Annotated in this window: 15 protein-coding genes; 5 read left to right on the plus strand and 10 right to left on the minus strand. The window is 69.4% G+C overall.

Features of this window, described 5'->3' with window-relative positions; translation table 11 throughout:
- The first annotated feature begins 54 nt into the window (after window positions 1-54).
- Window positions 55-210, plus strand: coding sequence for a hypothetical protein (locus tag BMW85_RS50225; protein ID WP_177241245.1), 156 nt, complete (start codon window positions 55-57; stop codon window positions 208-210).
- A 178-nt stretch (window positions 211-388) separates the two neighbouring features.
- Here the strand turns inward: BMW85_RS50225 and BMW85_RS46530 are convergent, their stop codons facing one another.
- The gene (locus BMW85_RS46530; RefSeq protein WP_245775475.1) at window positions 389-1981 is read right to left on the minus strand and encodes a cellulose binding domain-containing protein; all 1593 of its coding nucleotides are present in this window, start codon (window positions 1979-1981) and stop codon (window positions 389-391) included.
- A gap of 776 nt (window positions 1982-2757) precedes the next feature.
- Window positions 2758-4548 carry a helix-turn-helix domain-containing protein gene (locus BMW85_RS46535; protein ID WP_218156235.1) on the minus strand — a complete coding sequence of 597 codons (1791 nt, stop codon included), beginning with the start codon at window positions 4546-4548 and terminating at the stop codon, window positions 2758-2760.
- 263 nt (window positions 4549-4811) lie between these two features.
- Between BMW85_RS46535 and BMW85_RS46540 the strand changes: the two genes are divergently transcribed.
- The gene (locus BMW85_RS46540; RefSeq protein WP_143082651.1) at window positions 4812-5342 is read left to right on the plus strand and encodes a hypothetical protein; all 531 of its coding nucleotides are present in this window, start codon (window positions 4812-4814) and stop codon (window positions 5340-5342) included.
- A gap of 142 nt (window positions 5343-5484) precedes the next feature.
- Window positions 5485-5724 (plus strand): hypothetical protein, encoded by a 240-nt coding sequence (locus tag BMW85_RS49095; protein WP_143082652.1) that lies wholly within the window; start codon window positions 5485-5487, stop codon window positions 5722-5724.
- Between the two features lie 249 nt (window positions 5725-5973).
- On the opposite strand, the gene BMW85_RS46550 is transcribed toward BMW85_RS49095, so the two are convergent.
- Window positions 5974-8877 (minus strand): golvesin C-terminal-like domain-containing protein, encoded by a 2904-nt coding sequence (locus BMW85_RS46550; protein WP_091094180.1) that lies wholly within the window; start codon window positions 8875-8877, stop codon window positions 5974-5976.
- Window positions 8878-9196: 319 nt separating this feature from the next.
- On the opposite strand from BMW85_RS46550, the gene BMW85_RS46555 reads away from it, so the two are divergent.
- Both BMW85_RS46555 and BMW85_RS46560 read left to right on the plus strand, forming a co-directional pair.
- Window positions 9197-10048, plus strand: coding sequence for a phytanoyl-CoA dioxygenase family protein (locus BMW85_RS46555; protein WP_091094181.1), 852 nt, complete (start codon window positions 9197-9199; stop codon window positions 10046-10048).
- Window positions 10045-11019 carry a helix-turn-helix transcriptional regulator gene (locus BMW85_RS46560; RefSeq protein WP_091094182.1) on the plus strand — a complete coding sequence of 325 codons (975 nt, stop codon included), beginning with the start codon at window positions 10045-10047 and terminating at the stop codon, window positions 11017-11019. Before BMW85_RS46555 ends, BMW85_RS46560 begins: the two co-directional genes overlap by 4 nt.
- A gap of 44 nt (window positions 11020-11063) precedes the next feature.
- Here BMW85_RS46560 and BMW85_RS50230 read toward each other — a convergent pair whose 3' ends face one another.
- The 7 genes from BMW85_RS50230 to BMW85_RS49105 all read right to left on the minus strand — a co-directional run bounded on the left by BMW85_RS50230 (window position 11064) and on the right by BMW85_RS49105 (window position 21917).
- Window positions 11064-11714, minus strand: coding sequence for a hypothetical protein (locus tag BMW85_RS50230; protein ID WP_091094183.1), 651 nt, complete (start codon window positions 11712-11714; stop codon window positions 11064-11066).
- Window positions 11715-11793: 79 nt separating this feature from the next.
- On the minus strand, window positions 11794-12810 hold the full coding sequence (locus BMW85_RS46570) for a COG1470 family protein (protein WP_091094184.1): 1017 nt from the start codon (window positions 12808-12810) through the stop codon (window positions 11794-11796).
- An 89-nt stretch (window positions 12811-12899) separates the two neighbouring features.
- Complete coding sequence (locus BMW85_RS46575) at window positions 12900-13535, minus strand: hypothetical protein (RefSeq protein WP_091094185.1); 636 nt, start codon at window positions 13533-13535, stop codon at window positions 12900-12902.
- Window positions 13536-13600: 65 nt separating this feature from the next.
- The gene (locus BMW85_RS46580) at window positions 13601-18523 is read right to left on the minus strand and encodes a ThuA domain-containing protein (protein ID WP_245775482.1); all 4923 of its coding nucleotides are present in this window, start codon (window positions 18521-18523) and stop codon (window positions 13601-13603) included.
- Window positions 18524-18732: 209 nt separating this feature from the next.
- A complete protein-coding gene (locus tag BMW85_RS46585; RefSeq protein WP_091094187.1) occupies window positions 18733-20010 on the minus strand; it encodes an ROK family transcriptional regulator in 1278 nt (425 codons plus the stop codon).
- A gap of 782 nt (window positions 20011-20792) precedes the next feature.
- Window positions 20793-21650 (minus strand): SAM-dependent methyltransferase, encoded by an 858-nt coding sequence (locus BMW85_RS46590; protein WP_091094188.1) that lies wholly within the window; start codon window positions 21648-21650, stop codon window positions 20793-20795.
- Window positions 21651-21773: 123 nt separating this feature from the next.
- Complete coding sequence (locus BMW85_RS49105) at window positions 21774-21917, minus strand: hypothetical protein (RefSeq protein ID WP_218156237.1); 144 nt, start codon at window positions 21915-21917, stop codon at window positions 21774-21776.
- Window positions 21918-21992: the final 75 nt, after the last annotated feature.

The following is a 21992-nucleotide window of genomic DNA, read 5'->3' on the forward strand; positions in this document are numbered from 1 at the left end:
CTCCTTGTAGCAGGACGGTACTGTCCGGGTTCCACCGAGACCCATCAGAACAATGTGGCTTACGCCGATAAAAGCACCACCAACGGACCGGCGATCAGCATTCCCTCCTCGGCCACGACCCTGACCGCCACCTGGGGCTGCTCCACCCAGCAGCTCTACCCCGGGCCCTGCATCACCGGCTGCAGCGCGCAGTCCTACTCCTACAGCTGAGGCTCCTGCCTCCCAGAAGGCCGTCCGCTTTCACCGCGGGCGGCCTTCTCGCATGCCGGTACGGATACCGCTCCGAGGTCGATGCGCGCCGGCGCTGTCAGCAGCGGTGAGGAAGAAGGGGTGCGGCCCAGCCCCACCGAGAGGTCCGCGAGGGCTGGGCCGATATCCGGTCGCAAGGTTACGCGCTGGTGCAGGTGTATCCGGATGGCAGGGCCGTGTTGCCGTCGGGGCGGCTGGCCTGGAAGCCGAAGCTGGTGGTGCCGGCTCCGGGGGCCAACGTGCCGTTATGGCTCACGCTCTTGGCCGTGACGGTCTGCCCGCTGGTGGTGACGGTGGCGTTCCACGAGCCGGTCAGCGTGTGCCCGGCCGGGAGCGTGAACGTGACCGTCCAATTGGTGATCGTCGAGGTACTGGTATTGGTGATGGTCAGCGGCTGGATCACGTAGCCGGTGCCCCACTGGCTCTGCACGGTCGGCGTCGCCGAGCAGGCTCCGGTGGTGGTGCCGCTGGTGGTGACCTGGACGGTGTTGGACACCGGCGAGAGGTTGCCGGCGGCGTCCCGCGCGCGGACCTGGTAACGGTAGGTGGTGCTCGGGGTCAGGCCCGTGTCGTTGTACGAGGTCGTGGCCGAGGTGCCGACCTGGGCGAAGGTGCCGCCGGTGGCCCCGGGTGCGCGCAGGATGTCGTAGCCGGCGACCCCCACGTCGTCAGTGGAAGCGGCCCAGGACAGATTGGTGCCGCCGGCGGTGGTGCCGGAGGCCGCCAGCCCGCCCGGGGCGGTGGGTGGCGTGGTGTCGCCGCCGGTGGAGGTCGTGGTGAACGTGACGAACGCGGAGTTGGCCGACAGGTTGCCCGCGCCGTCGCGTGCTCGTACGTAGACCTGGTATTCGGTGTCGGCGGTCAGCCCGGTCAGGGTGATCGAGTTGGTGGCGGACTGGCCGAGCAGCGGGTCGGTGGCGCCCTGCTCCCGGTAGACGTTGTAACCCGCCAGGCCGGAGCCGCCCTGGTCGGTGGATGCCGTCCAGGTCAGGGTGGCGCTGGTGGCGGTCACGTTGGAGACGGCGGGAGTGCCCGGAGAGGTCGGCGGAGTGGTGTCGTTCGTGCTTTGGAACTGATTGAAGAAGTTCCACACCACTGCCTTGGTCCAGGTACGTGCGCCGTCGTCAGCGGTGGACCCGTCCACTGGACCAGGGGTGTGACCCCCGTCGAACGCCGCCCACACGACCGGGTATCCGGATCGGCATCCCGAGTAGGCGGTGACGACGTGCGTCAGGCTGCCCTGTGCCGGTTCGGGCGGATTTTGGGAAGTGCAACCGTTGTTCCTGACGAACGTGTCGCGCAGCGACCGGCCCTGCGAGATGTTGAGTACGTTGTCCCTGAGGCCGTGGAACCCGATGTAGGCGATGGGCTGGGTGCCGCCGCTGCATCCGCTGAGCTGTGCGCCGGAGTAGACCGCGACCGCGCGGAAGACCGTCGCCCGGGCGCAGGCCAGGGCGTAACTCATGCCGCCGCCGTAGCTGAAGCCTCCGGCGAACACCTGCGTGGTGTCGACGCACAGGTCTGCTTCGATCAGCCTGATCATGTCGTCGACGAAGGTCAGGTCTTGCCCGCCGGAATTGGCCCAGCCGTTGTTCAGCCCCTGGGGGGCGACGAAGATCGCAGTGTTGTTCGCCAGTTGCCTGAGCCCGTAGTAGGACCAGGTGAATCCGCTGCTCCCGCCTGAGTCGACGTCGTTGGCGGTGCCGCCGAGCCAGTGGAACCCGAAGATCAACCGGTAAGGGTTGGTGTTGTTGTAGTTGTCGGGAATTCTCAGGATGAAGGAGCGAGTCTGGCCGCTAGTCTGGATCGATTGCGTGCCGCTTCTGAGTGTCGGAGTCTTGCCGCATCCTGGCGTCGCGGCGGCGGCGCTCGCCGCGCGTGACGTGGTTACGCTGCTGCTCAGTGCCGTACCACCGCTGGCCACCGCGAGAAGCACCGCCGCGATGACCGCGGCGAGGACGGATTTACGCCGCATCAGCAATCACCTGCCTGTGGCACCGCCGGGAGGAACGGTGCCAGGGCGTCGGTTAGCGTTAACATGAACTGGATCAGTCCTCTCATCCGTGCGGAACTGGCGTGATTGGAGGGCATGACGGAAAAACCGTGTCATCGTTCACATCGCTTTGCCGCGCCCGTTCCTGCCGATGGGTGGTGGTGCGACGGAGCAAATACGAGGCATGCAGATCCGTCAAGGCGCGGCTCGCTCCTCTGACGTGACGGGCGGCGCTCCCATGCCGTTTTGCTGGCACTTATCGCGTCGTTCAGTCTGGAAACATATTGAAAGTTTCACGGCAATTCTCAGAAGGCCATGGGGCCGGATTCAACCCTTCCCTGCCCTTTGGCCGCGCTGCTTCCAAAGCTCCTGAACCCAAAGCGGGCTCGGCTCGGCGGCCTTCTGCGACATGTGGAGGATTCAGGCCCGCATCGAGGACGTGGCGCCCGGGGAGGCGGAGTGGCTCATGCCGGAGCGGCACCCACAGGCATCGAGTGGCCGCCCCGATCAACCATCTAGGGGTGGTCTTCGATCAGGATGGGTTCCTCGGTCACGGTCACGGTGTCGCCGGGCCGTATGACCTCAGCACTACCGTCCAGCCTGCGTACCATCGTGGCCTTGGGGCCTGCCGTCGTGTCCGCCGTACCGGTGACCGCCCATCGGATCGTCGCGGTGTAGCGGTGCTCGGGGCCGGTGATGGTGAACTCGCACTGCCAGACGTTCTCGGAGAGGTTGATCGCCAGGCCGTTGCCGCATGACCGGCTCTCGGCGCGGGCGAGCCAGCGTTGCAGTTGCTCGACCGCCAGCGCGGCCCTGGTCGGAGCGCCTCCCTCTGCCTGCAGGACGATCGGGATCTTCGTACCGCCCCAGTTGTAGAAGTACATGCGCTCCAGGTTCGCCTTGCGCGCGTACAGCCCTGTGAGGAAGAAACGCACGGCGTAGTCGCGGGCCTTCTGCTCGTCGAGAGGTCGTTCGAGGGTGATCGAGTAGGTGGTCCCCGTGCTCCAGAGGCGCGGCTGGATCCCCGCCTCGTGGAGCACCCGGTCGACGGTGGCGGCAAGGGCGAGCATGCTCTCCGGCGGGTCGGAGGCGCTGCGCTGATACAGCTTGATACCGGCGACGTCGCAGAAGCCGTACCCGCCCAGATGGGCGAAGCGCCGCAGCACGTCCTGCCCTTCGCGGCTCCACAGGCTTCCCATTCCGGGACAGACAAGCGTCGCCCTCGGGTCCTCCGCCCGGATGATCCTTGAAGCCCGGCGGGTCATCTCGACCAGGTTCTCAATGCTGCCGGAGTAGAACCGGGGGTCGGTCGCGAGCACCCAGAGTTCGTACGCCTCGATGCGCCCGCGGTAACGCTTGACCAGAGCGCGCACGAAGGCGTCCCAATCAGCGAGGGAGTCGGGAGACGAGGCCCGGGTACCGTCCGGATACGGGGCGGGCGGACCGCCGGGGCTGGCCCACTCCGGCGTCCCACCCAGCACGAAAAGGACAGGTAACCCTGCCTCGCGTGCCCCTGCGACGTGGCGGTCGAGGACCGTCCAGTCGAACTCGCCTCGCCGTGGCTGAATCTCGGCCCACCGGGTGCCACTGTCCCATAATCGGACCGCACCCACCCTGAACCCGGGCATCGTGCCGGTGGAACTGTTCAAGGTGACGCCGAAGAGGGTGCGCGGCACGGGAGCGGGAGGACTCACCCACGCCGGACCGGTGATCCACTGCGCCACCGCATGCGCCTGGCGTGCCGAGCGCGACGCCATCGGCGCACTCGCCGTGAGCGCCACCAGGCACACGATCGCCAGCCAGGGACCCATGACGACGAGCCTCTGACGTGCGCTGGCGTACCTGCGGCGCAGCGACACCACCTCCGGCGGGCCGTACGAGCTGATCGACACCGAATTTCGGTTATCGGAGGGATACGTCGTCCCCTCAAATTCCGCCGGTGTGACCGCCCCGGCGGACCCGGCAGACCCGGCGGATACAGCCCTCGCGGCGTACGCCACAGGCGCAGACGCCACCTCAGGTGTGGGACGTCCCACGGGATCGGCGGACGCGTCGAGTTCGTCCGGCCGGGAGGCTTCCGCAGCCTGGGACCAGCGCCGGTACAGCTCGTCCAACTCCTCCTTGGTCGCGCCGCACGCTTTGGCGATGCGCTCCAGCGGCCCGTAACTGTCCGGAACGATCTCACCACGGCAGTACCGGTGCACCGTGGACCTGCTCATGCCGGTGCGGCGCCCGAGAGCCTCGTAACTGCGGCCGCTGCGGAGCTTCAGCTCCGACAGCAACTCGGCAAGCCGCTCCGTCGCCACTTCGCCACCCCATCTCAGGTTGGTCAGAGATGGAGGGAGTATCCCAGTACGACATGAACACCACACGTCAAGGGCTTGATCATGTCTCAGCGTCCCAGCCGTCCCAGAGCTGTTGCGGGACGATGGCGGTGTTGCGAAGCTGTCTCGCGTCCGTCCGGCCCATCCGCCCTGGCGCCGACCCGACCTGACCCTGAGTTCCCCCATGTGCGCCGCCCTCATGTGTGAGCGTGCGCGGTGCACCGATTTCGGAGGTAAGGCCAAGGATGAGAACCAAGAAGCGAATGATCCCCGCGGTGGTCGTGATCGCCGGCAGTCTCGGCGTGCTCGGCATCACCTCCCCGGTCAACGCAAGCGCCACGACGGCGACCTCCACACAGCAGAGCGCCGCACGGACGCCGTCCGAGTGCGACAACTACTCCTGGGACGTCTTCGGTCGGGTCGGCTGGGGCGTGTCCTTCAGCGCGTACGGCCGCGACGTGGAGCTGCGCAACGGCCGTGCCTTCAACCACAGCTTCGCCGCCATCACGGCAGCGACCTACAAGACCGGCGACCAGGTGTGGGCCGACCGCAGCCTCCAAGCCATGCCGAGCAGCGTCCCCACGCACTTCTACGACGACAACATCGTCAGGAACAACGGCGGCTGGAAACAGTGCGGCCCGTTCACGCGGGCAACCTCCGAACAGGTCATGAACTGGAACACCGACACCCAGCACCATTTCGCGGTGCGTGCCTGCATGCGCCCCAACGACGGCCGTCCGAGCGTCTGCGGCGAGTGGTACGTCGACCGCTCGTAGTTCGTACCTCGCACGGCACGCTCTCCCCGACTCGCAGCGGCTCAACCAACTAGATGGTTGATCGGGATTAGCGGCAGATGACTGGAGAACGAAGAGTGTCCAGGTTCGGCGTGTCTACCCACGTCGGACCGCTGGGGGCTTCGTGATCGCCGACCTGGACACTCTCCTGATCGCACCGTACGTCGAGCTCACCGACCGCATCATCCCCTCGCGACAGCCACACCGCGGCCCTGACCGCCGACCGGTGGTCACCGATGCGGAGGTCGTTTGCCTGACGGTGGCGCAGGTGCTGCTGCGCTACCACGACGAGCGGCATCGGCTTCGGGCGGCAGCCCCACACGTGGGACTGCGCCTGCCGAAAATTCCGTCGTTGCCGGAGTGACCAGCCGATGACCGCGCAGCGCCGCCGGCAACCGTCGGCCGGCGCCGTGAGAACGGTCCGATCGGGCCAGTCCGGCTTCGGCCGTCCGACCTGGCGCCGCAGCACCGCCACCTCGTGACGCAACACCATGATCTCTGCATCCTTCGACGCCTGGCCGCGGCCCAGCGACATCAGCCGGCCGAACACTCGGAGCGCGAGCAGATAGAGCAGCCGACATGCGGCGGTACGGGGCAAATCGCCGCCAGCGCTTCATGAATGAATGCCCGAATTCGATGCATTTGCGCTGCGCTGGTACAGAATCCGTACCGCGTCGGCGATGACGTATCCGTTGGCGTCGTCGGCCAGCTCGACGGTGGCCACGCCGGCAGCGAACGAGTACTCACCGAGCGACACCCACCGTCCGTTGCGGGACCGTTGGTCGACCCGGACCGTTGTTGACCCGCCCGCGTGGTTCACCACGTACGGCGCGTTCGACGCCCGGTTCCCGTCCGCGGTGTACCAGACCGCAACCTGGTAAACCCCGCTCGTTGGCACCGCCAGGGTCCATCGCGCCTTCGCCGCGCCGGTGCCCGCCGGGCTGGTGGCGTAGTTCCGCTCATAATACCCGGGCACGCTCTGCGCGTTGGTGTTCCAGGTACCGGTCACCACGGAGAAGCTCGTCGAGGCGTTGTCGGCCACCACGCCCTGATAGATGAGCCGCACCGCGTCGGCGACGACGTACCCGTCCGCGTCGTCGGACAACTCGACCGTGCCCGTGCCGACAGCGAACAGGAAGTAGCCCAGTGACACCCACTGGGAACCCCGAGTCCGCTGGTCGATGCGGATCGTCGTCGACCCGCCCGCGTGGTTCACCACGTACGGCGCGTTCGACGCCCGGTTCCCGTCCGCGGTGTACCAGACCGCAACCTGGTACACCCCGCTCGCCGGTACGTCCGGCCGCCAGCGGACCTTCGACGCGCCGGTGCCCGCCGGAGCGGTCCGGTAATCCTGCCCGTAGTACCCGGACACGCCGGTCGCCGGATTCCAGGAGCCGGACACCATCTCGAAGCCGGTCGCGCTGTTGTCCGCGACGCCTCCGAGCCGGACAAGGCGCACCGCGTCGGCGACGACGTACCCGTCCGCGTCGTCGGACAACTCGACGGTGGCCGTGTCGCCGGCGACGAAGGAGAAGGCGCCCAGCACCACCCACCGTCCGCCCTCGGTGCGCTGGTCGACCCGGAATGTCGCCTGCCCGTCCGCATGTTTGACCACGTAGGGCGCGTTCGAGGCCCGGTTCGAGTGCGCCGGATACCAGACGGCCACCTCGTACGTCCCGGTCATCCGCACGTCGGGCCGGAACCGCGCCACCGCGCCGCCGGTACCCGCCGGATGGGTCGCGTAGAACTGCCCGTAATACCCCGCCACCCCGGTCGCATCGGTGTCCCACGTGCCGGACACGATTTCGAAGCCGGCCGGCGCGTTGTTGTCCGCGACGGTTCGCAGCGGATCAGCGGCAGGCCCGCCCGAGATCAGCATGAGCTGATCGGGAGCGATCACCTTCCCGCCACCACGGCCCGCGTCGACAAGGGTGAACCGGATCCAGTGCATGCCTGCGGCCAGCGTGACCACGCCCAGGGGATAGAGCCGGAAGCCCTCACCCTTCGTCATCGTCGGATCGACCCGGCCGTATGGCAGATCCGTCCCGTCGACGCTCGTGCGGATCCGGCCCCGGTCGCTGCGACGGTGCTGGCGTACGGACATCTCATAGCTGCCCGCGGTCGTGACGTCGAACGGGACCTCGACGTAGTCACCGAGACCGTTCGCTCCGTGCCGGATGACCTTGCCGCCTCCGGCATTGGCGTCCGAGACCAGCTGCGGCGCGCCACCGGTGTTGGTCCGGGCCTGCGGGATGGCGAGTTCGTATTCGCGCTGAACGAACCCCGGCCCACTGGCCAGACTGTCGCGCCCGTTCGTCAGCCACTCAAGGTCGAACCGAGCCACCGCGATGCGTTCCGGGAAAGCGCGTGAGTCGCCGTCGCGTCCATAGATCAGCAGGATCGTGCCGTCAGCCAGCGACGCGAGGTCGGAGTAGTAGGACGGGCCAGGATTGACCACCCGGCTGTAGCGGTAGCTGGCGCCCTCGTCGTAGGAGACCGAGACGGTCATGTTCTCCCGCGCCGCGGAGTCCGGCCGGCTGTACAAGATTCGGTTGACCGGTCCGCGGGTGTAGCGGATCAGACCGGCGTCGACGGCGACGAATTGCTCGACCGAGTCGTCGACCACCGGCGCAGACCAGGTCGCCCCGCCGTCAGTGCTGGTCGACGTGATGCGGTAATGGGTCCCGCCCGCGCCCCACCGGCCGTTGATCACAACCGCACCGTCGCTGCGCTGAAAGACCCGGCTCTCGCCGATCGGATAGCTCGTGGAGAACGGGATTGGCGCGCTGCGCCGCCAGCTGACCCCATGGTCGTCGCTGAGCAGCAGATCGACCCCATAGCGGGGTTCGGAGCCGGAGGCCTTGTGGCTGACGGGCATCAGCAGCCGGCCGTTGACGAGCTGGATCCCGTGGCCCGGGGTGGGGGCCTGGCTCGTCCAGCCGTTCGGGTTGGTGGCGTACAGCGAACTCAGGTTCACCCGTGCACCCCAGGTCGCGCCGGCGTCGTCGCTCCGCTTGACGAACGTCGACGCGTTCGCGCCGCGGTAGAACAGGAACACCGCACCTATCTGCCCGTCCACCAGCAACGACGGGCTGCCGATGCTGTCACCCTCGGGCGCATCGTCGGTGACCACCACGACACTGGCGGACCAGGTACGCGCCCCGTCCAGGCTGCGCCGCAGCAGCAGGTCCTTCTTGGCGCAGTCGCAGTCGGACTTACGCCCCTCGGTGACGGCGAGCACGACATCGCCGGCCAGGGCCTCCTGGCCGCCAGAGGCGGGCAGGGGTGTTCCCGCCGGAACCACGGCGAACGCCTGCACATGCATGCGTACGTACGGGTCATTGGTATCAGTCGCGTCCCACAGCTCGGTCTCGCTGAACGAGCCGGCACTCGACGGCATCGCGACCGCGGCAGACGCCGGAGAGAACAGAGTCCCCATGGCCACAATGCACGACACCAGCGTCAAACGCAGCATCGCGACCAGCACTCCGGGCCGCTCACCGGGCGGACGTAACATCTCGATCCTCCTAATAGGGGTGCTACCAGGCCCAGCAGGTGGTTGCGCCCGCCCTTGAGGCTGCGCGCGGCGATGTCGACCGAGTAGCCCAGCTCGGCCGCGGCCGCGAGGACCGCCGGCCGGGTCGATTCGGCGATGTCCACCTGGGGGTCGGCGTTGCCGCCGGGGAGGAGCCATGCGAATCCTTATTAATACGTATTAGGCAGTGAGTAAAAGGCTAATTCTCAAGATCGGGCACGTCAATAGATGACTCGATCAGCCATCCCGATGCGCGCTCGCACCATGGCGGGAACGAGGCCGCGACGTCGATGATGGAGCCGTGAGGAACGCTGATCTGAAGATCCAGTACGAGCGCGACGGCTACGTCGTCCTCGATCGCGCCTTCGGCCCGGGCGAGGTCGACAAGCTGGTCGAAGAGGCCGTACGCATCTGCCGCGGCGAGCTGGGCGCCATCCGCGGCGCGCTCCCCGCCGACCCCGCCGACACCGACGAGGACGTGCTGCGCAGGTTCCTGTGCGTGCACTACCCGCACAAGCTCTCCGGCCTGATGCTCGCCACGATGAGCCACCCGGCGATCGTCACGGCGCTCACGTCGGTTATCGGTCCGAACGTAAAAGCCATGCAGTCAATGCTGTTCATCAAGTCCGAGGGAGAGCCGGGGCAGGCCTGGCACCAGGATGAGATGTTCATCCCGACCCGGGACCGCTCGCTCACGGCGGCCTGGCTCGCGCTCGACGACGCCACCATCGAGAACGGCTGCCTCTGGGTGCTACCGGGATCGCACCGATCCGGCGTGCTCTACCCGAACCGCGAGCACGACGACCCCCGCTACGACTGCACGGTGGAGTCCTACGGCTTCCCGTTCGACGAATCCGACGCGGTGCCCGTCGAGGTCGCCGCCGGTTCCGTGGTCGTGTTCAACGGCTACCTGCTGCACAGGTCGCTGCCCAACACCGGCCGGCACGGATACCGGAGAGCGCTGGTCAACCACTACATGAGCGCGGAGTCCCTCCTGCCGTGGGACGCCCCGCCGGCGGGAACACCCATGGCACAGGCCGACCACCGGGACATCGTCCTCGTCGCGGGCAGCGACCCGTACGCGTACAAAGGTCTCCGGGAGGTGCGCCAACCGCGAATTCGCCCGAACCGGGACGGCGGCTGCGACAGGTGATCTCCATCGAGGTGCTGCCCCGCCTCGGACCCACCGTCGCGGACTACCCGCCGGGCTCGGCCTTCGGCCCGCGGGAGGCCAGGTCCTACCAGTTCGTCTGGCTCCTGCGGGGCAGTGCCACCTGGGTGTGGGACGACGTCCTGCTCCCGCTGGTGCCGGGAAAGCTGCTGCTCATCCGGCCGGGAATGCGCGACTCGTTCCGCTGGGATCCCCGTACGATGACTCGGCACGCGTACGTGCACTTCACGCTCGACGGTCATGGTCGGCCGGACTGGCCGCTGGTGCGGGATCTGACCGGCCGGCACGACCCCATGGGCGCCCTGTGCCGATATCTGCTCTGGCTGGGCAGCGAGTGCCCGCCGGGCTGGCGGGCTCAAGCCGGCGAAACGCTCCGCCTGCTGGTGCTGACCTTCCTGGCCGGCCCTTCGCCGGTGGAACTCACACCGGCGGCCCTGCCGGAGCCCGTTGTCGAGATGATGCACGCCGTGCGCGAGCACTGGGCCGACGGGGTGGCGCGGCCGATCCCGATGCGGCAACTCGCGGCAGCCGCCCAGGTCTCGGCGAGCACGCTGTGCCGCATGTTTCGCCGGAGATTCGGCATCGGCCCCGTCGCCGCCATCGAACTCCTGCGCCTGACCAGGGCAGAACCACTGTTGTGGCAGAGCAACCTGTCCATGCAGGCGATCGCCGTTCAGTGCGGGTTCGCGGACGCGTACCACTTCTCCCGCCGATTCCGCGCGATCTACAGGATGGCGCCGACCACTTTCCGCGTCACCGCACCGGAGAACGCACCGCCCTCACCGGTCGAGTCCGGCGGTCTCGCGGCGCTGCAGTCGCTCCTCCCCAGCACCCACGGCCACCTGGCCGATGCCGGAGCGCCGAGCACGAGCCGACATCAATCTTCTTCGCGCGCGAACCGCCGGAGAGTGTTCGCTGACACGAACGACGGGGCCTGTGCTCAGCGTCCATGATCTCCACGGTCGCGGCCGCTGATACGAGCGGCGGGGGCGTGTGCTCAGGGGCGGGTCTGCCGGTGCCGGTGGGCCAGGACGAGCCAGGCCGCGAGGGCGGCGAGCGCCGCGAGGACGATGACGCCGATCCGCAGCACGCTCCCCACCGCGCCGTCCCCGTCCGCCTTACCCGCCGCGTCCGCCGCGGCCTCGTGCAGGTGGGCGGGTGCGGACGCCTGGCCAGGAGCGGGGGCGGCCGTCGTACCCGGTGCGGGAGCGGTCGTCGAGCCCGGCGCGGGCGCGGCGGTCGGGCCCGGTGCCGACGTCTCCGCCACCGGCGCGGCGACCACGCCGGCCTTCACCTTCACCGTCTTCTTCGCCTTGGCCGGCTCGGTCGCCCTCACCGTCACCCGCCACTCGCCGCTGGGCAGCGGCTCGGCGGAGCGGTAGAGGTTCTGGCCCTCGCCGGCCGACCGGAGCGGGACCGGGCCGAAGGCACGGCCGTCGGACGAGGTGGCGGTCAGCGTCGCCGCGACGATCTCGGTGACGGGATGGCCGTCCTTCTCGTACGTCACGAGCACGTTGACGTTGTCGGCCCCGTCACCCGTCACCTCCAGCTTGATCGGCCCGCCGTGCGCGTGGGCGGCCGGTGCGCAGAGCACCAGCCCGGCCCAGGACAGCAGGAGGGTCAGGACGTAGGCCGATGCCTTCTTCACGGAACATGGCTCCCTTGCGATTCGATGCCGGCGCCCGGGCCGGTTGACGGCCGCCACCTCTGAGGGCGGGTGACGGGACTCACGCCTCCTGCGACCTGCCCTCACGGGCGAGCCTGATCAGTTCTTCGATGCGCCTGCGGCGCCGCGCGGCGTTCAGCCGGAGGGCGAAGAAGGCGAGGACGAGCAGGACGACGAGGCCGAGCTGCGGCCACGGCAGCGCCCAGACCGTGGTGGCGACCGCCGCCTGCCGCACGGCGACGTCCGGCACCGCCGCACCGGCGAGGGAGGGGGCCGCCACGACCGTCGTACGGACCGGCCCCAGCGGCCAGGCCCCCACCACCCGCGCGACGTACGTACGGCTGCCGCCCGGCATGAGCTCCCTGGCCCTGGCCGCGGACGGGTCGCTCCAGGAGTTCTCGGTGAACAGCGTGGACGACAGCACCCGGTTGTCACTGACGAGCCGGATATTTCCGGCATTGGCCACCGTGTACGTCACCTCGACCGTCCCAGGGACGAAGGGATTCCACGAGCCCGTGTACTCCGCCCGCACCCCGCTGACGGCCACCTTGGCGACGTAGTCGCCGGTGACCCGGATGTTCAGGCGGACGCCCACCCGGTTCTGGACCCGTACCTGCCCGGAGACCGTCTCCAGGGACGCGGTCACTCCGGCGGGATGGTCGCCCGGCGTCGCGTTGCCGGGGATCGACACCGTCACCGGCACGACGGAGGTGGCGCCGGCGGCGATGGTCACCTTCTCGGGCACCGTGATCCACGAGCCGCCGTCCACCGGCGCGACGTCCGACGGCCGCATGTCGAAGTAGCCTTTGGAGGTCAGGTAGCCGTCGTTGGCGTCGATCCCGAACTCGACCGGCTCGGTGGAGCGGTTGATGACCGCGACGTGCTCGACCACCTGCCCGCCGCCGGGGAGTTCGAGGTCGATGACGCTGCGGCCGTCGGGCCCGCCCGCGTTGGCCGGCACGACCGACCAGGTGGTGTCGGCGTGCGACGGGGCCGCCGGCCCCACCAGGACGGCGGCCGGCAGGGCGGCGAGGACGGCGAGGCGGGCGAGGACGCCTCGCGCACGGTTGATGGTCAACAGAGGATGTCTCCAGTCTCGTCGTCGTGGCCGCCCGGAACCCCGCAGGGTCCCGGGCGGCGATGGCGTCCCGCGCCCCGGAAAATGGCTCAGGACTGGTTGAACAGGGAGAGCGTCAGGGTCGAGTGGTACTCGCCGGCGGCGACGTCGGTGGGCGTGCGCAGCGCCAGGTCGGCGTTCACCTCCCAGGTGCCGATCTCGTCGGCGGAGTTCGCCGTGGACACCAGCAGCTCCTGGCCCCGCAGGCCGACTGTGGGCGCTCCCGAGCCGTCGGAGATGACGCTGGAGACGGGCTCGCCGGCCGCGACCGCGCCGGTCGAGGAGTCGCTCAGCAGCCGCGGCCGCCAGCCCAGGTACTGCGGGCCGATGGGCGGCGCGGAGCCGTCCGTCGCGGTGAACTCGCCGGCCTGGCCCACGACCGCCCAGAAGTCACCGTCGGGGATCTCCCCGGGATCGCGGGTGTCGGTCACCGTGACCGTCGGCAGGGTGCCGACGAACTGGCGGGCGGCCGCGTCGGAGCCGTTCTCCTGCAGGGCCACCCCGCCGTTGTCGGCGACGGTCATGGACACCTGGCCGGTAGTGGTGCCCGGCTCGATGGTCACCGACACGTCGATGCCGTCCTCGGGATCGTCCTCGGCCACGGCGGGACCGGCCAGGCCGGCGCCGGCGAGCGCGACACCGACCACCGCGGCGGCGAGCAGCCGCGCGGCCTTGTTGATTCTCATGTGATCGCTCCATCTATGAGTGGGCGGGGCCGGCCGGCCCAGCGGCCGGCCCCGGGGGTTCTGTCTCAGCTGCAGTCGAGCGCCGGGTACGCGGCGTCGTACGACGAGGTGACCTCCTGGCCGCCGATCGTCGCCGTCCCCTTCACGGTCACCGTGCCGGCGTCGATCTGCCCGGCCCGGCTGTTGAAGGACTGGTACGCCTGCTTGCCCGGGGCCACGCCGGCCACGGTCTTCGTGCCGTACGGCGTGGTCAGCGTCACCGTCGCCGCCGTCTCGGAGGTGTTGACGGCGGTGACCGCCACGTACGCCGAGGTGCCGATGCAGCGGGACGCGGCGGAGACCGCCAGCTCGACCTGCGCCGCCCCGGTCAGGCGGAAGAAGTCGAACGTGACCGTCTTCGAGGCCGTCTGGTTGGTGCCGATGGTGTAGACGCCGACCTTCGCGTCTTCGGCCACGGCGCTGTTCTTCACCGGAGCGGACAGGTCCGTCCAGGTCTGGCCGTCGGAGGAGTAGGAGCCGGTGAAGGTGTCGCCCTCCTTCTTCAGCCGCAGGTGCCACTCGCCGCCGGTGAGGTTGTTCGCCTGCGGTTGCGGGCTCTGCACGGTGCCGCCGACCTCGCTGCGCAGCTCGATGGCCCGCGCCACCGTGGCTCCCGGCGAGTTGGTGGTGAGGAAGTCGAGCTTCACGTAGTCGTCGTCGCCGGTGTAGACCATCAGGCCGCCCTGCTGGTACTGCTCGTTGAGCGCCGAGGCGTCCAGCTTGGTCTCCAGCGTCCAGTCGCCGTCCGGGGCCGGTTGCAGGATGAGGTTCTTCGGGCCGGTGTTGGTGGTCCCGTAGATGTCACCCGTCGTGGTGTCCAGCTCCAGCTTCCCGCCGCTCACCCGCGCGGCGGTGGCGTCGGGGCGCACGACCGCGCTCCAGCGGCACGTGTCGAGCGCGGTGCCGTCGAACTCGTCGTCCGGGGCGGGCGCGGTCGCCGTGTCGTCCGGCGTGATGTGGAACCAGTCGAAGGCCGCGTCCACCACCGGGTGGTTGGCCCCGGCGAGCGAGATCAGGCCGATCTTCGGGCTGGTGATCCCGGCGAGCGACTTGGTCTGCGGCATCGCGGTGAACGTGCTGCCGTCGGAGGAGTAGTGGGCGCTGATGGTGCTGCCGTCGCTGACGAACCGCACGTACACGGTGTCGGGGTAGGCGTCGCCGAGGGAGGCCGTGTTGCTCTCCGACACCTCGTTGGGGGCGGCGTTCTCCTCCCTGATGAACTGGAAGATGCGGCTGGCGTGGTCGGGACCCGAGGTCGAGCGCGCCTGCAGCACCATCTTGGCGTAGTTGTCGTCGTCGCCGTAGATGACCAGGCCCGCCTGCTGGTACGCGTCCCGCGCGTCCAGCGTGAGCTTGGCCGTGGCCGTCCAGGCGCCCGAGGGAGCCGGCTGCAGCACGATGTTCGGCGTGTTGCCGCCCGTGCTGTAGATGTCGGTGGTCGAGGTCGGGATCACCAGCTTGCCGTCCTCGACCTTGAGGTCCTGATTCTCGCGGACGACGGACCAGCGGTCACGGTCGAGCTGGTCGCCGAGGAAGTCGTCGGACCGGCCGGTGAAGCACACGGTGGCTTGGGCGTCCACCTTGACCTGGACCCGCGCGGTGGCCGACGCGCCCTTGTCGTCGGTGACGGTCACCACGGCGGTGTAGGTGCCCGGCGCGGTGTAGGTGTGGCTCGCCTCGGCGGTGGTGGGCTCGGGTGCGCCGGCCACGCCGAAGTTCCACTTGTAGGTGAGCGGGTCGTCCTCGGGGTCGGTGGCCGTCGCCGTGAAGGCCACCTGCAGCGGGGCGACGCCCGTCGCTGGTGTGGCCGTCGCGGTCACCACCGGGTGCTGGTTGTCGGTCGCGCCCTTGCCGACGAAGTCGACCCAGTTGACGTTGATCAGGTAGGCGTCGTCGGCCGCGTCCGCGGGCTTGCGTACGACGAAGTACAGCGGCCCGCTCGCCGACGGTGGTTCCGTCAGGTCGAGAGTGACGTCGGTGAACGTCTGCCAGCCGCCGGTGGGCGGCACCTCGACCGAGCCGACCAGCGTGCCGGTCTCGGGGTCGCCCGCCCGGATCTGCACGGTCCCGCCGGGGCCGCCGGAGGAGGCGCGCAGCCGGATCGCGGTCAGGTTCGACAGGTTCGCCGGGTCGAAGGACCACCAGTCGCCGTCCTGGATGAACGCGATGTGCTTGTTGCCGCCCTGGGTGTCGCTGGTCGTCTCCGCCGCGACGCCCGCGGCGTCGGTGCCGGTGCCGCCGCTCACCCGGCCGGTCTGCGAGAAGTGCTCGGCCTGCTTGCGCTTGGGCTCCAGCAGGACCTCGCCCCGCCCGGTCAGCGACTTGGCGCCGTTGGCGCCGTCGTCGGCGTAGCTGGCCTCGATGACGTAGAAGAGGTTGTCGTACTCGCCGTGGCCGGCCTGCTGGGTCTGCAGCACGCCTTCACAGCCCTTGTGCTGGTCCAGCGGGTGGCCGTGGCTGTCGTGGCCGAGGATCGCCTGGATCTGCACCCGGTCGCAGTCGATCGTACCGTCCTCGGGGTCGGTGACGGTGACCTCGAACTTCACCTGGTCGCCGAACTCGAAGAAGGAGCCGTTCGGCGGCAGGTCCACCGAGACGGTGGGGCGGGTGTTGCCCGCGCTGATCGCCACGCTCGCGGTGGCGGTCCTGCCGTCGGGGTTGGTGATGGTCAGGACGGCGTTGTAGTCGCCGCCCTCCTCGTAGGTGAAGGACGGGTTCGGGTCGGTGGAGTCGGTCTCGCCGTCGCCGTCGAGGTCCCAGGCGTAGGTGATCGGCTTGTCGTCCGGGTCCCTGCTGCCCTCGCTGGAGAACGTGACGGCCAGCGGCAGCGGCCCGTCCGTCCTGTCCGCGGTGGCGCGGGCGATCAGCGGGCGGGTGCCCTTGGTGTACTCGATGCGGTAGATGCCGGAGTCGGCGTTGTCGCCGCCGAAGCCGGAGCCCCATTCGATCAGGTAGAGCGCGCCGTCGGGGCCGAACTTCATGTCCATCGGCTTCTTGAACGACAACGTGCCGAGGATCGGGTTCATCTCGACGAGTTCGGTGCCGTCCTCGTCGAGCTGGAACGACCAGATCTTGTCGTTGTTCCACTCGCCGAACAGCGCCTTGCCGTCCCAGTACGCCGGCCACTTGACGTCCGACTGCAGGTCGGGGTCGTCACGGTAGACCGGGCCGCCCATGGGGGCGCCGCCCCTCAGCTCCGGGAAGTGCTGCGGGTCGGCCGCGTAGTGGTACCAGACCGTCGCGGGGATGACCGGCGGCAGGCTGGTCAGGCCGTCGTTGTTCGGCGAGTCGTTGACCGGCGCCGCGCAGTTGAACGCCGACCCCGACTGCCTGGTGGCGAAGTTGAAGTCGACGTACGGGGTGTTGTCGCCGACGCAGTACGGCCAGCCGTAGTTGCCCGGCTCGGACACGATGTTCCACTCGACGGTGTTCTGCGGGCCGCGGGTGGCGCTGGCGGAGTTGGCGTCGGGGCCGTACTCGCCGAGCATGATGTGACCCGTCTTGGGGTCCAGGCCCATGCGGAACGGGTTGCGGAAGCCCATGCCGTAGATCTCCGGCTTGGTCTTCGCCGTGCCCGGTGCGAACAGGTTGCCCGATGGGATCGTGTAGGTGCCGTCGTCCTCGGGGTGGATGCGCAGCAGCTTGCCGCTCAGGCTGTTGGTGTTGCCCGCGCTGCGCTGGGCGTCCCAGCTCGACCGGCCCGACTGCTCGTCGATCGGCGTGTAGCCGTCGGAGGCGAACGGGTTGGTGTTGTCGCCGGTGCCCAGCCAGAGGTCGCCGGTCTTCGGGTCGATCACCATGCCGCCGCCGTGGTGGCAGCACTCGGCCCGCTGGACCGGGACGTCGAGGATCCTCTTCTCGCTCGCCAGGTCCAGGGTGTCGCCGGTGACGGTGAAGCGGCTCAGCCGGTCGACGTTCGTCCCGGTGGGCGAGTAGTACAGATACACCCAGTGGTTGGTGTCGAAGCCGGGGTCGAGCGCGAGGCCGAGCAGACCGCTCTCGTTGGCGGTGAAGACGTCCAGATCGGCCGCCGTCACGGTGCCGCCGGCCGGCTTGATGATCTTGACCTCGCCGAGGCGGTCGATGTAGAAGACCCGGCCGTCCTTCGCGACGTCCACCATCATCGGGTTGGAGGTGTTGTCGTCGAGGGTGACCTTCTCGAAGCTGGAGCTCTGCGAGGCCGAGCAGTCGGCCTTGACGACGCCCGCGGCGGTCTGGATGCCGCCGAGCAGCAGCTTCAGGAAGTTCGGCTCGCTGTAGTTCTCCTTCATGTGGCCGAGCCCGGTGTACCACGAACGGCCGCCGTCGAAGTCCTGGCACCACGTGTTCGGGTGGTCGGCGCCCATCGTGGCGCCGGTGTAGGAGGTCTCGTCCATCGACGTCAGCACGTGGACCGTCTGGCGCGGGTTCGCCTGGTAGTCGTACCACTCGTCGCTACGGGTCCAGGTCGTCGGCAGGTCCTTGGTGGACGGGTGCGCCGGGTCCTCGACCTTGACCGTGGCCTGCTGGATCGCCGGGTGGCTCTTGAAGTACGCGCCGACCAGCTTGCCGTACCACTCCCAGGTGTAGCCGCTGTCGGCGGCCGCGTGGACGCCTACGAAGCCGCCGCCGTTCTGGATGTAGCGCTGGAAGGCGTCCTTCTGGTCCTGCGTGCTCAGCGGGTCACCGGTCGTGGACATGAAGATCACGGCCTTGTACTGGGCCAGGTTCTGGTCCGTGAACAGGGCGCTGTCCTCGGTCGTGTCGACCGCGAAGTCGTTGTCCTGGCCGAGTTGCCGCACGGCCGCGATGCCTTCGGGGATGGAGTCGTGCCGGAAACCGGTCGTCTTGGAGAAGACGAGGACCTTGTAGGCGGGCTCGGCCGCCGTGGCGGCCTCGGCGCTCGCGGGCGCCGCGAGGATCGGGACGAGAGGGACGGCGAGGGGGGCGACGAGGGCGGATAAGGCCATCGTCGTCACGGCTCGGCGCCTGAGGCGCCGTCCGCGTAACGGCAGGGCCGCACGGAGCAGCCTGGCCCACGTGCGATGACGTGGTGACATGGAAAACCCTTCCTGACCGGGGGGACGTCAGGCGAGGCGCGCGCCGCCGCGCTGTTGCCACTTCGTGGAGCGGATCTTGCGGGGTGCTGGAGGGTGCCGTCTCCAGGTCTGCGGGGCCGTCAGACGGGTGCCGGCCGGGGTGATGTGCCGATGATCGCCGTCGGGTCGTCGATGACGTCGCTGACCACCATGCTGGCGGCGCCCCGGGAGGCGGCGCCGAAGCCGAGTGTGGAGGCGACCAGGCGGCACCGGGCGGCGGGGGCCGCCACCACGAGCCGGTCCAGCTGGTCCTGCGCGTGCGGCAGCAGCCACCGGGCCAGCGAGGCGAAGTAGCCGCCGATGACGATCACGCGCGGGTTGAACAGGTTGGCCAGGATCGAGCCGCCGAGCCCGAGCCACTCGCCGACCTGCGCCACCGCCGCCGTCATCCGCGGGTCGCCCGCGGCCAGGCCGTCGGCGATGTCGCTCACCCGTTCGCCGGGGTCGGGCACCGGCCTGCCGGGCAGCCCGTACGCCTGCTCGGGCATCGCCGCGCGGACGAGCGCGGCCAGGCCGACCTTGGTCTCCCAGCATCCGGCGCGGCCGCACCCGCACTGGGCGCCGTCGGGGTCCACCTGGAGGTGCCCGACCTCGCCGGAGAAGCCGTCCGCGCCGCGCAGCAGCCGGCCGTCCAGGATGATGCCGCCGCCGACCCCGACCTCGCCGGTGAGGTACACCAGGTAGGGCGTGCCGGCGGCGACGCCGGAGGTGTACTCGGCCAGGGCGGCGAGGTTCGCGTCGTTGTCCACCCGTACCGGCAGGCGCAACGGGCCGAGCACGGAGGTCAGCCGCTCGGCCAGGGGCAGCTCGTGCCAGGACAGGTTGGGGGCGAGCGTCACGACGCCGCGGGTGACGTCCACGAGCCCGGGGACGGCGACCGCGATGCCGGCGGGGGTCGCTCCGGCCCGCCGCATGGCCTCGACGGCCTGCCCTGCCACGGCTGCGAGCCGCCGCACGGAGCCGTCCGGGCCGCTGCCCACGGCGTCGTGCACGATCCGGCGCTCGACCAGGACCCGGCCGCTGAGGTCGGTGCCGTGGACCGCGATGTAGTCGACGTTGATCTCCATGCCGAGCGCGCCGACGTGCGCGCCGTGCAAGGCCACTGCGCGCCTGGGGCGGCCGACGGCGCCGGCGTGCCTGACGCCGACCTCGCGTACGAGACGCCGTTCCAGCAGCTCGGCCATCAGGTTGGAGACGGTGGCGCGGTGCAGCCCGGTCGTCTCGGCGATGTCGGCGCGGGACAGGACCTTGTGGTCGCGCAGCTCGCGCAGCACGAGCGAGAGGTTCGCCCGGCGCAGCGCGGCAGGACCCGCCGGTGGAGCGCTGCCCGGGGCGCGGTTGGGTGGCTTGTACGACATGCGCACCACCTGCCCCTTTGTTTATCTCTGAGATCAATTAATCGGGTTGTAACACGCGAATGTCCGACCGTGAACCCCTTCGTCGCGTAACGAGTTGGCATCGCTGATGTCTGCGCATGCCAGCGACCGTTTCGGTGTTAGTTACCGGAACGTTACCTAAATTGAAAACGATTTCACCCTTGTGTCGGCGAAAGTCCCCTCTTTTAATGCGGCTAGCCACCCCACTTGATCGAGGAGGAGCGTGCACCACATCCGGACCGACGGTCACGCCACCGAATCGGCGAGTGATGGCGGGTCCACCTGAGCCCTCAGGACCCGTCCCCGAGACCCGCACCCCGTCCCTGAGCCCCCGCCCGCCTGATCGTCCGGTTTTACGTCGCCGCGGCCATGACGCCTGCCCTCGATCGGCCGGAAAAACGCCGCGTCCTTACCCTCCCGCGCCCCTTTTTCACCCATGACTCCCGCCCGCCTGAACGGCCGTACAAAGCCGCACCGGCACCGTTGACGCCGACCTCGGTGCCGCCGCGGTGGTGCCAACCGGCACGCCAGGCGGGCGGGCACGCGGAAGGCCGCCCCTTAAGGCCGACGAGGGCCTGCGGCTGCTGATCATGGACGAGCCGACCGCCGGCCTGGACGCGCGGGCCGAGGAGCGGCTGTTCCAGCAGTACGCCGGCATGGGCCGGCCGCGGGGCGGCGTGACCGTCCTGGTGACGCACCGGCTCACCACGGCCCAGGCGGCCGACCTCATCGTCGTGCTGGGACGGCGCACGCCGGGGGGTGTCTCAGGGTTTGACGGCGAGGCCGCCGTAGGCCCAGGCGTGGCCGCCGGGGATCTGTTCCTGGTATTCGACCGGGTCCGGCCGCCACGTGACGACCTCGACGAGGCCCGGGTCCAGGAGGTCCCAGCCCTCGAAGAAGCGCAGCGTCTCGTCGTGGCTGCGCGGCACCATGGGGGCGGAGCTGTTGTCGTACGGCTTGGTGAACTCCTCGCGGCTCAGGTTGTCGGCGAAGTCCATGGTGATGTGCGACAGCAGCAGGTGGCTGCCGCTGGGCACCACCGCCTTGAGCTGCTCGACCACCCCGTACGGGTCCTCGTCATCGGTGACGAAGTGCAGGATCCCGGCCAGGATGACGGCCACGGGACGGGTGAAGTCGAGCACCTCCCGGACCGCGGGGTCGGACAGGATCTTCTGTGGCTGCCGCAGGTCCGCCTCGATCATCTCCGTCGCGCCCGCCGGGTCACCGGTCAGCAGGGCACGCCCGTGCACGAGGACGATGGGGTCGTTGTCGACGTAGGCCACCCGGGCCTCGGGCACGGCCCGCTGGGCGATGACGTGGGTGGGGTCCTGGGTGGGGAGCCCGGTGCCGATGTCGAGGAACTGGGTGATGCCGGCTTCGGCCGCCAGATACCGTACGGCCCGGCTCACGAAGGCGCGGTGGGCGCGCACGCCCTCACGGGTGCCCGGCGACAGCTCGATGAGCCCCTTGGCGGCCTCACGGTCGGAGGCGAAGTTGTCCTTGCCGCCCAGTAAGAAGTCATAGATCCGGGCGGGGTGAGGAATGTGCGGATTGATCCTTGCAGCCGGGGCGTCGGCGTACTCCGGATCCTGCGGGTCCGTCTCTTTGCCACTGTGCGTCAAGATCTCTCCCTGATGGATCGGCGACGATCGCCGGGCCTGACGGGGGGCGCGGACCGCCCTCGCCGAGGAATGTGCTTTCAGATGTTTCCTCACTGCCGGGCCCGGCGTTACGGACAATCCACGCTACGCCGTGACGGCCGCTCCTGAAGCGGGCGCGGCGACGGGGAACGTCACCCCGGTGAGATCTTCGGAGACGGCCCACAACCGCCGCTGGACGGCCACGTCGTACGACTCCGGGCAGGAGGTGACCGGCCGGGGGTGGCCCATGATCTCGATAAGCGCCGACGCGGCTGTACGACCGCTCCCACCCGTTCGGCCGCCGCTGGTTTTACAGTCCCGACA

This window comes from Nonomuraea wenchangensis, assembly GCF_900111685.1.
In the GTDB taxonomy this organism is placed as follows: domain Bacteria; phylum Actinomycetota; class Actinomycetes; order Streptosporangiales; family Streptosporangiaceae; genus Nonomuraea; species Nonomuraea wenchangensis.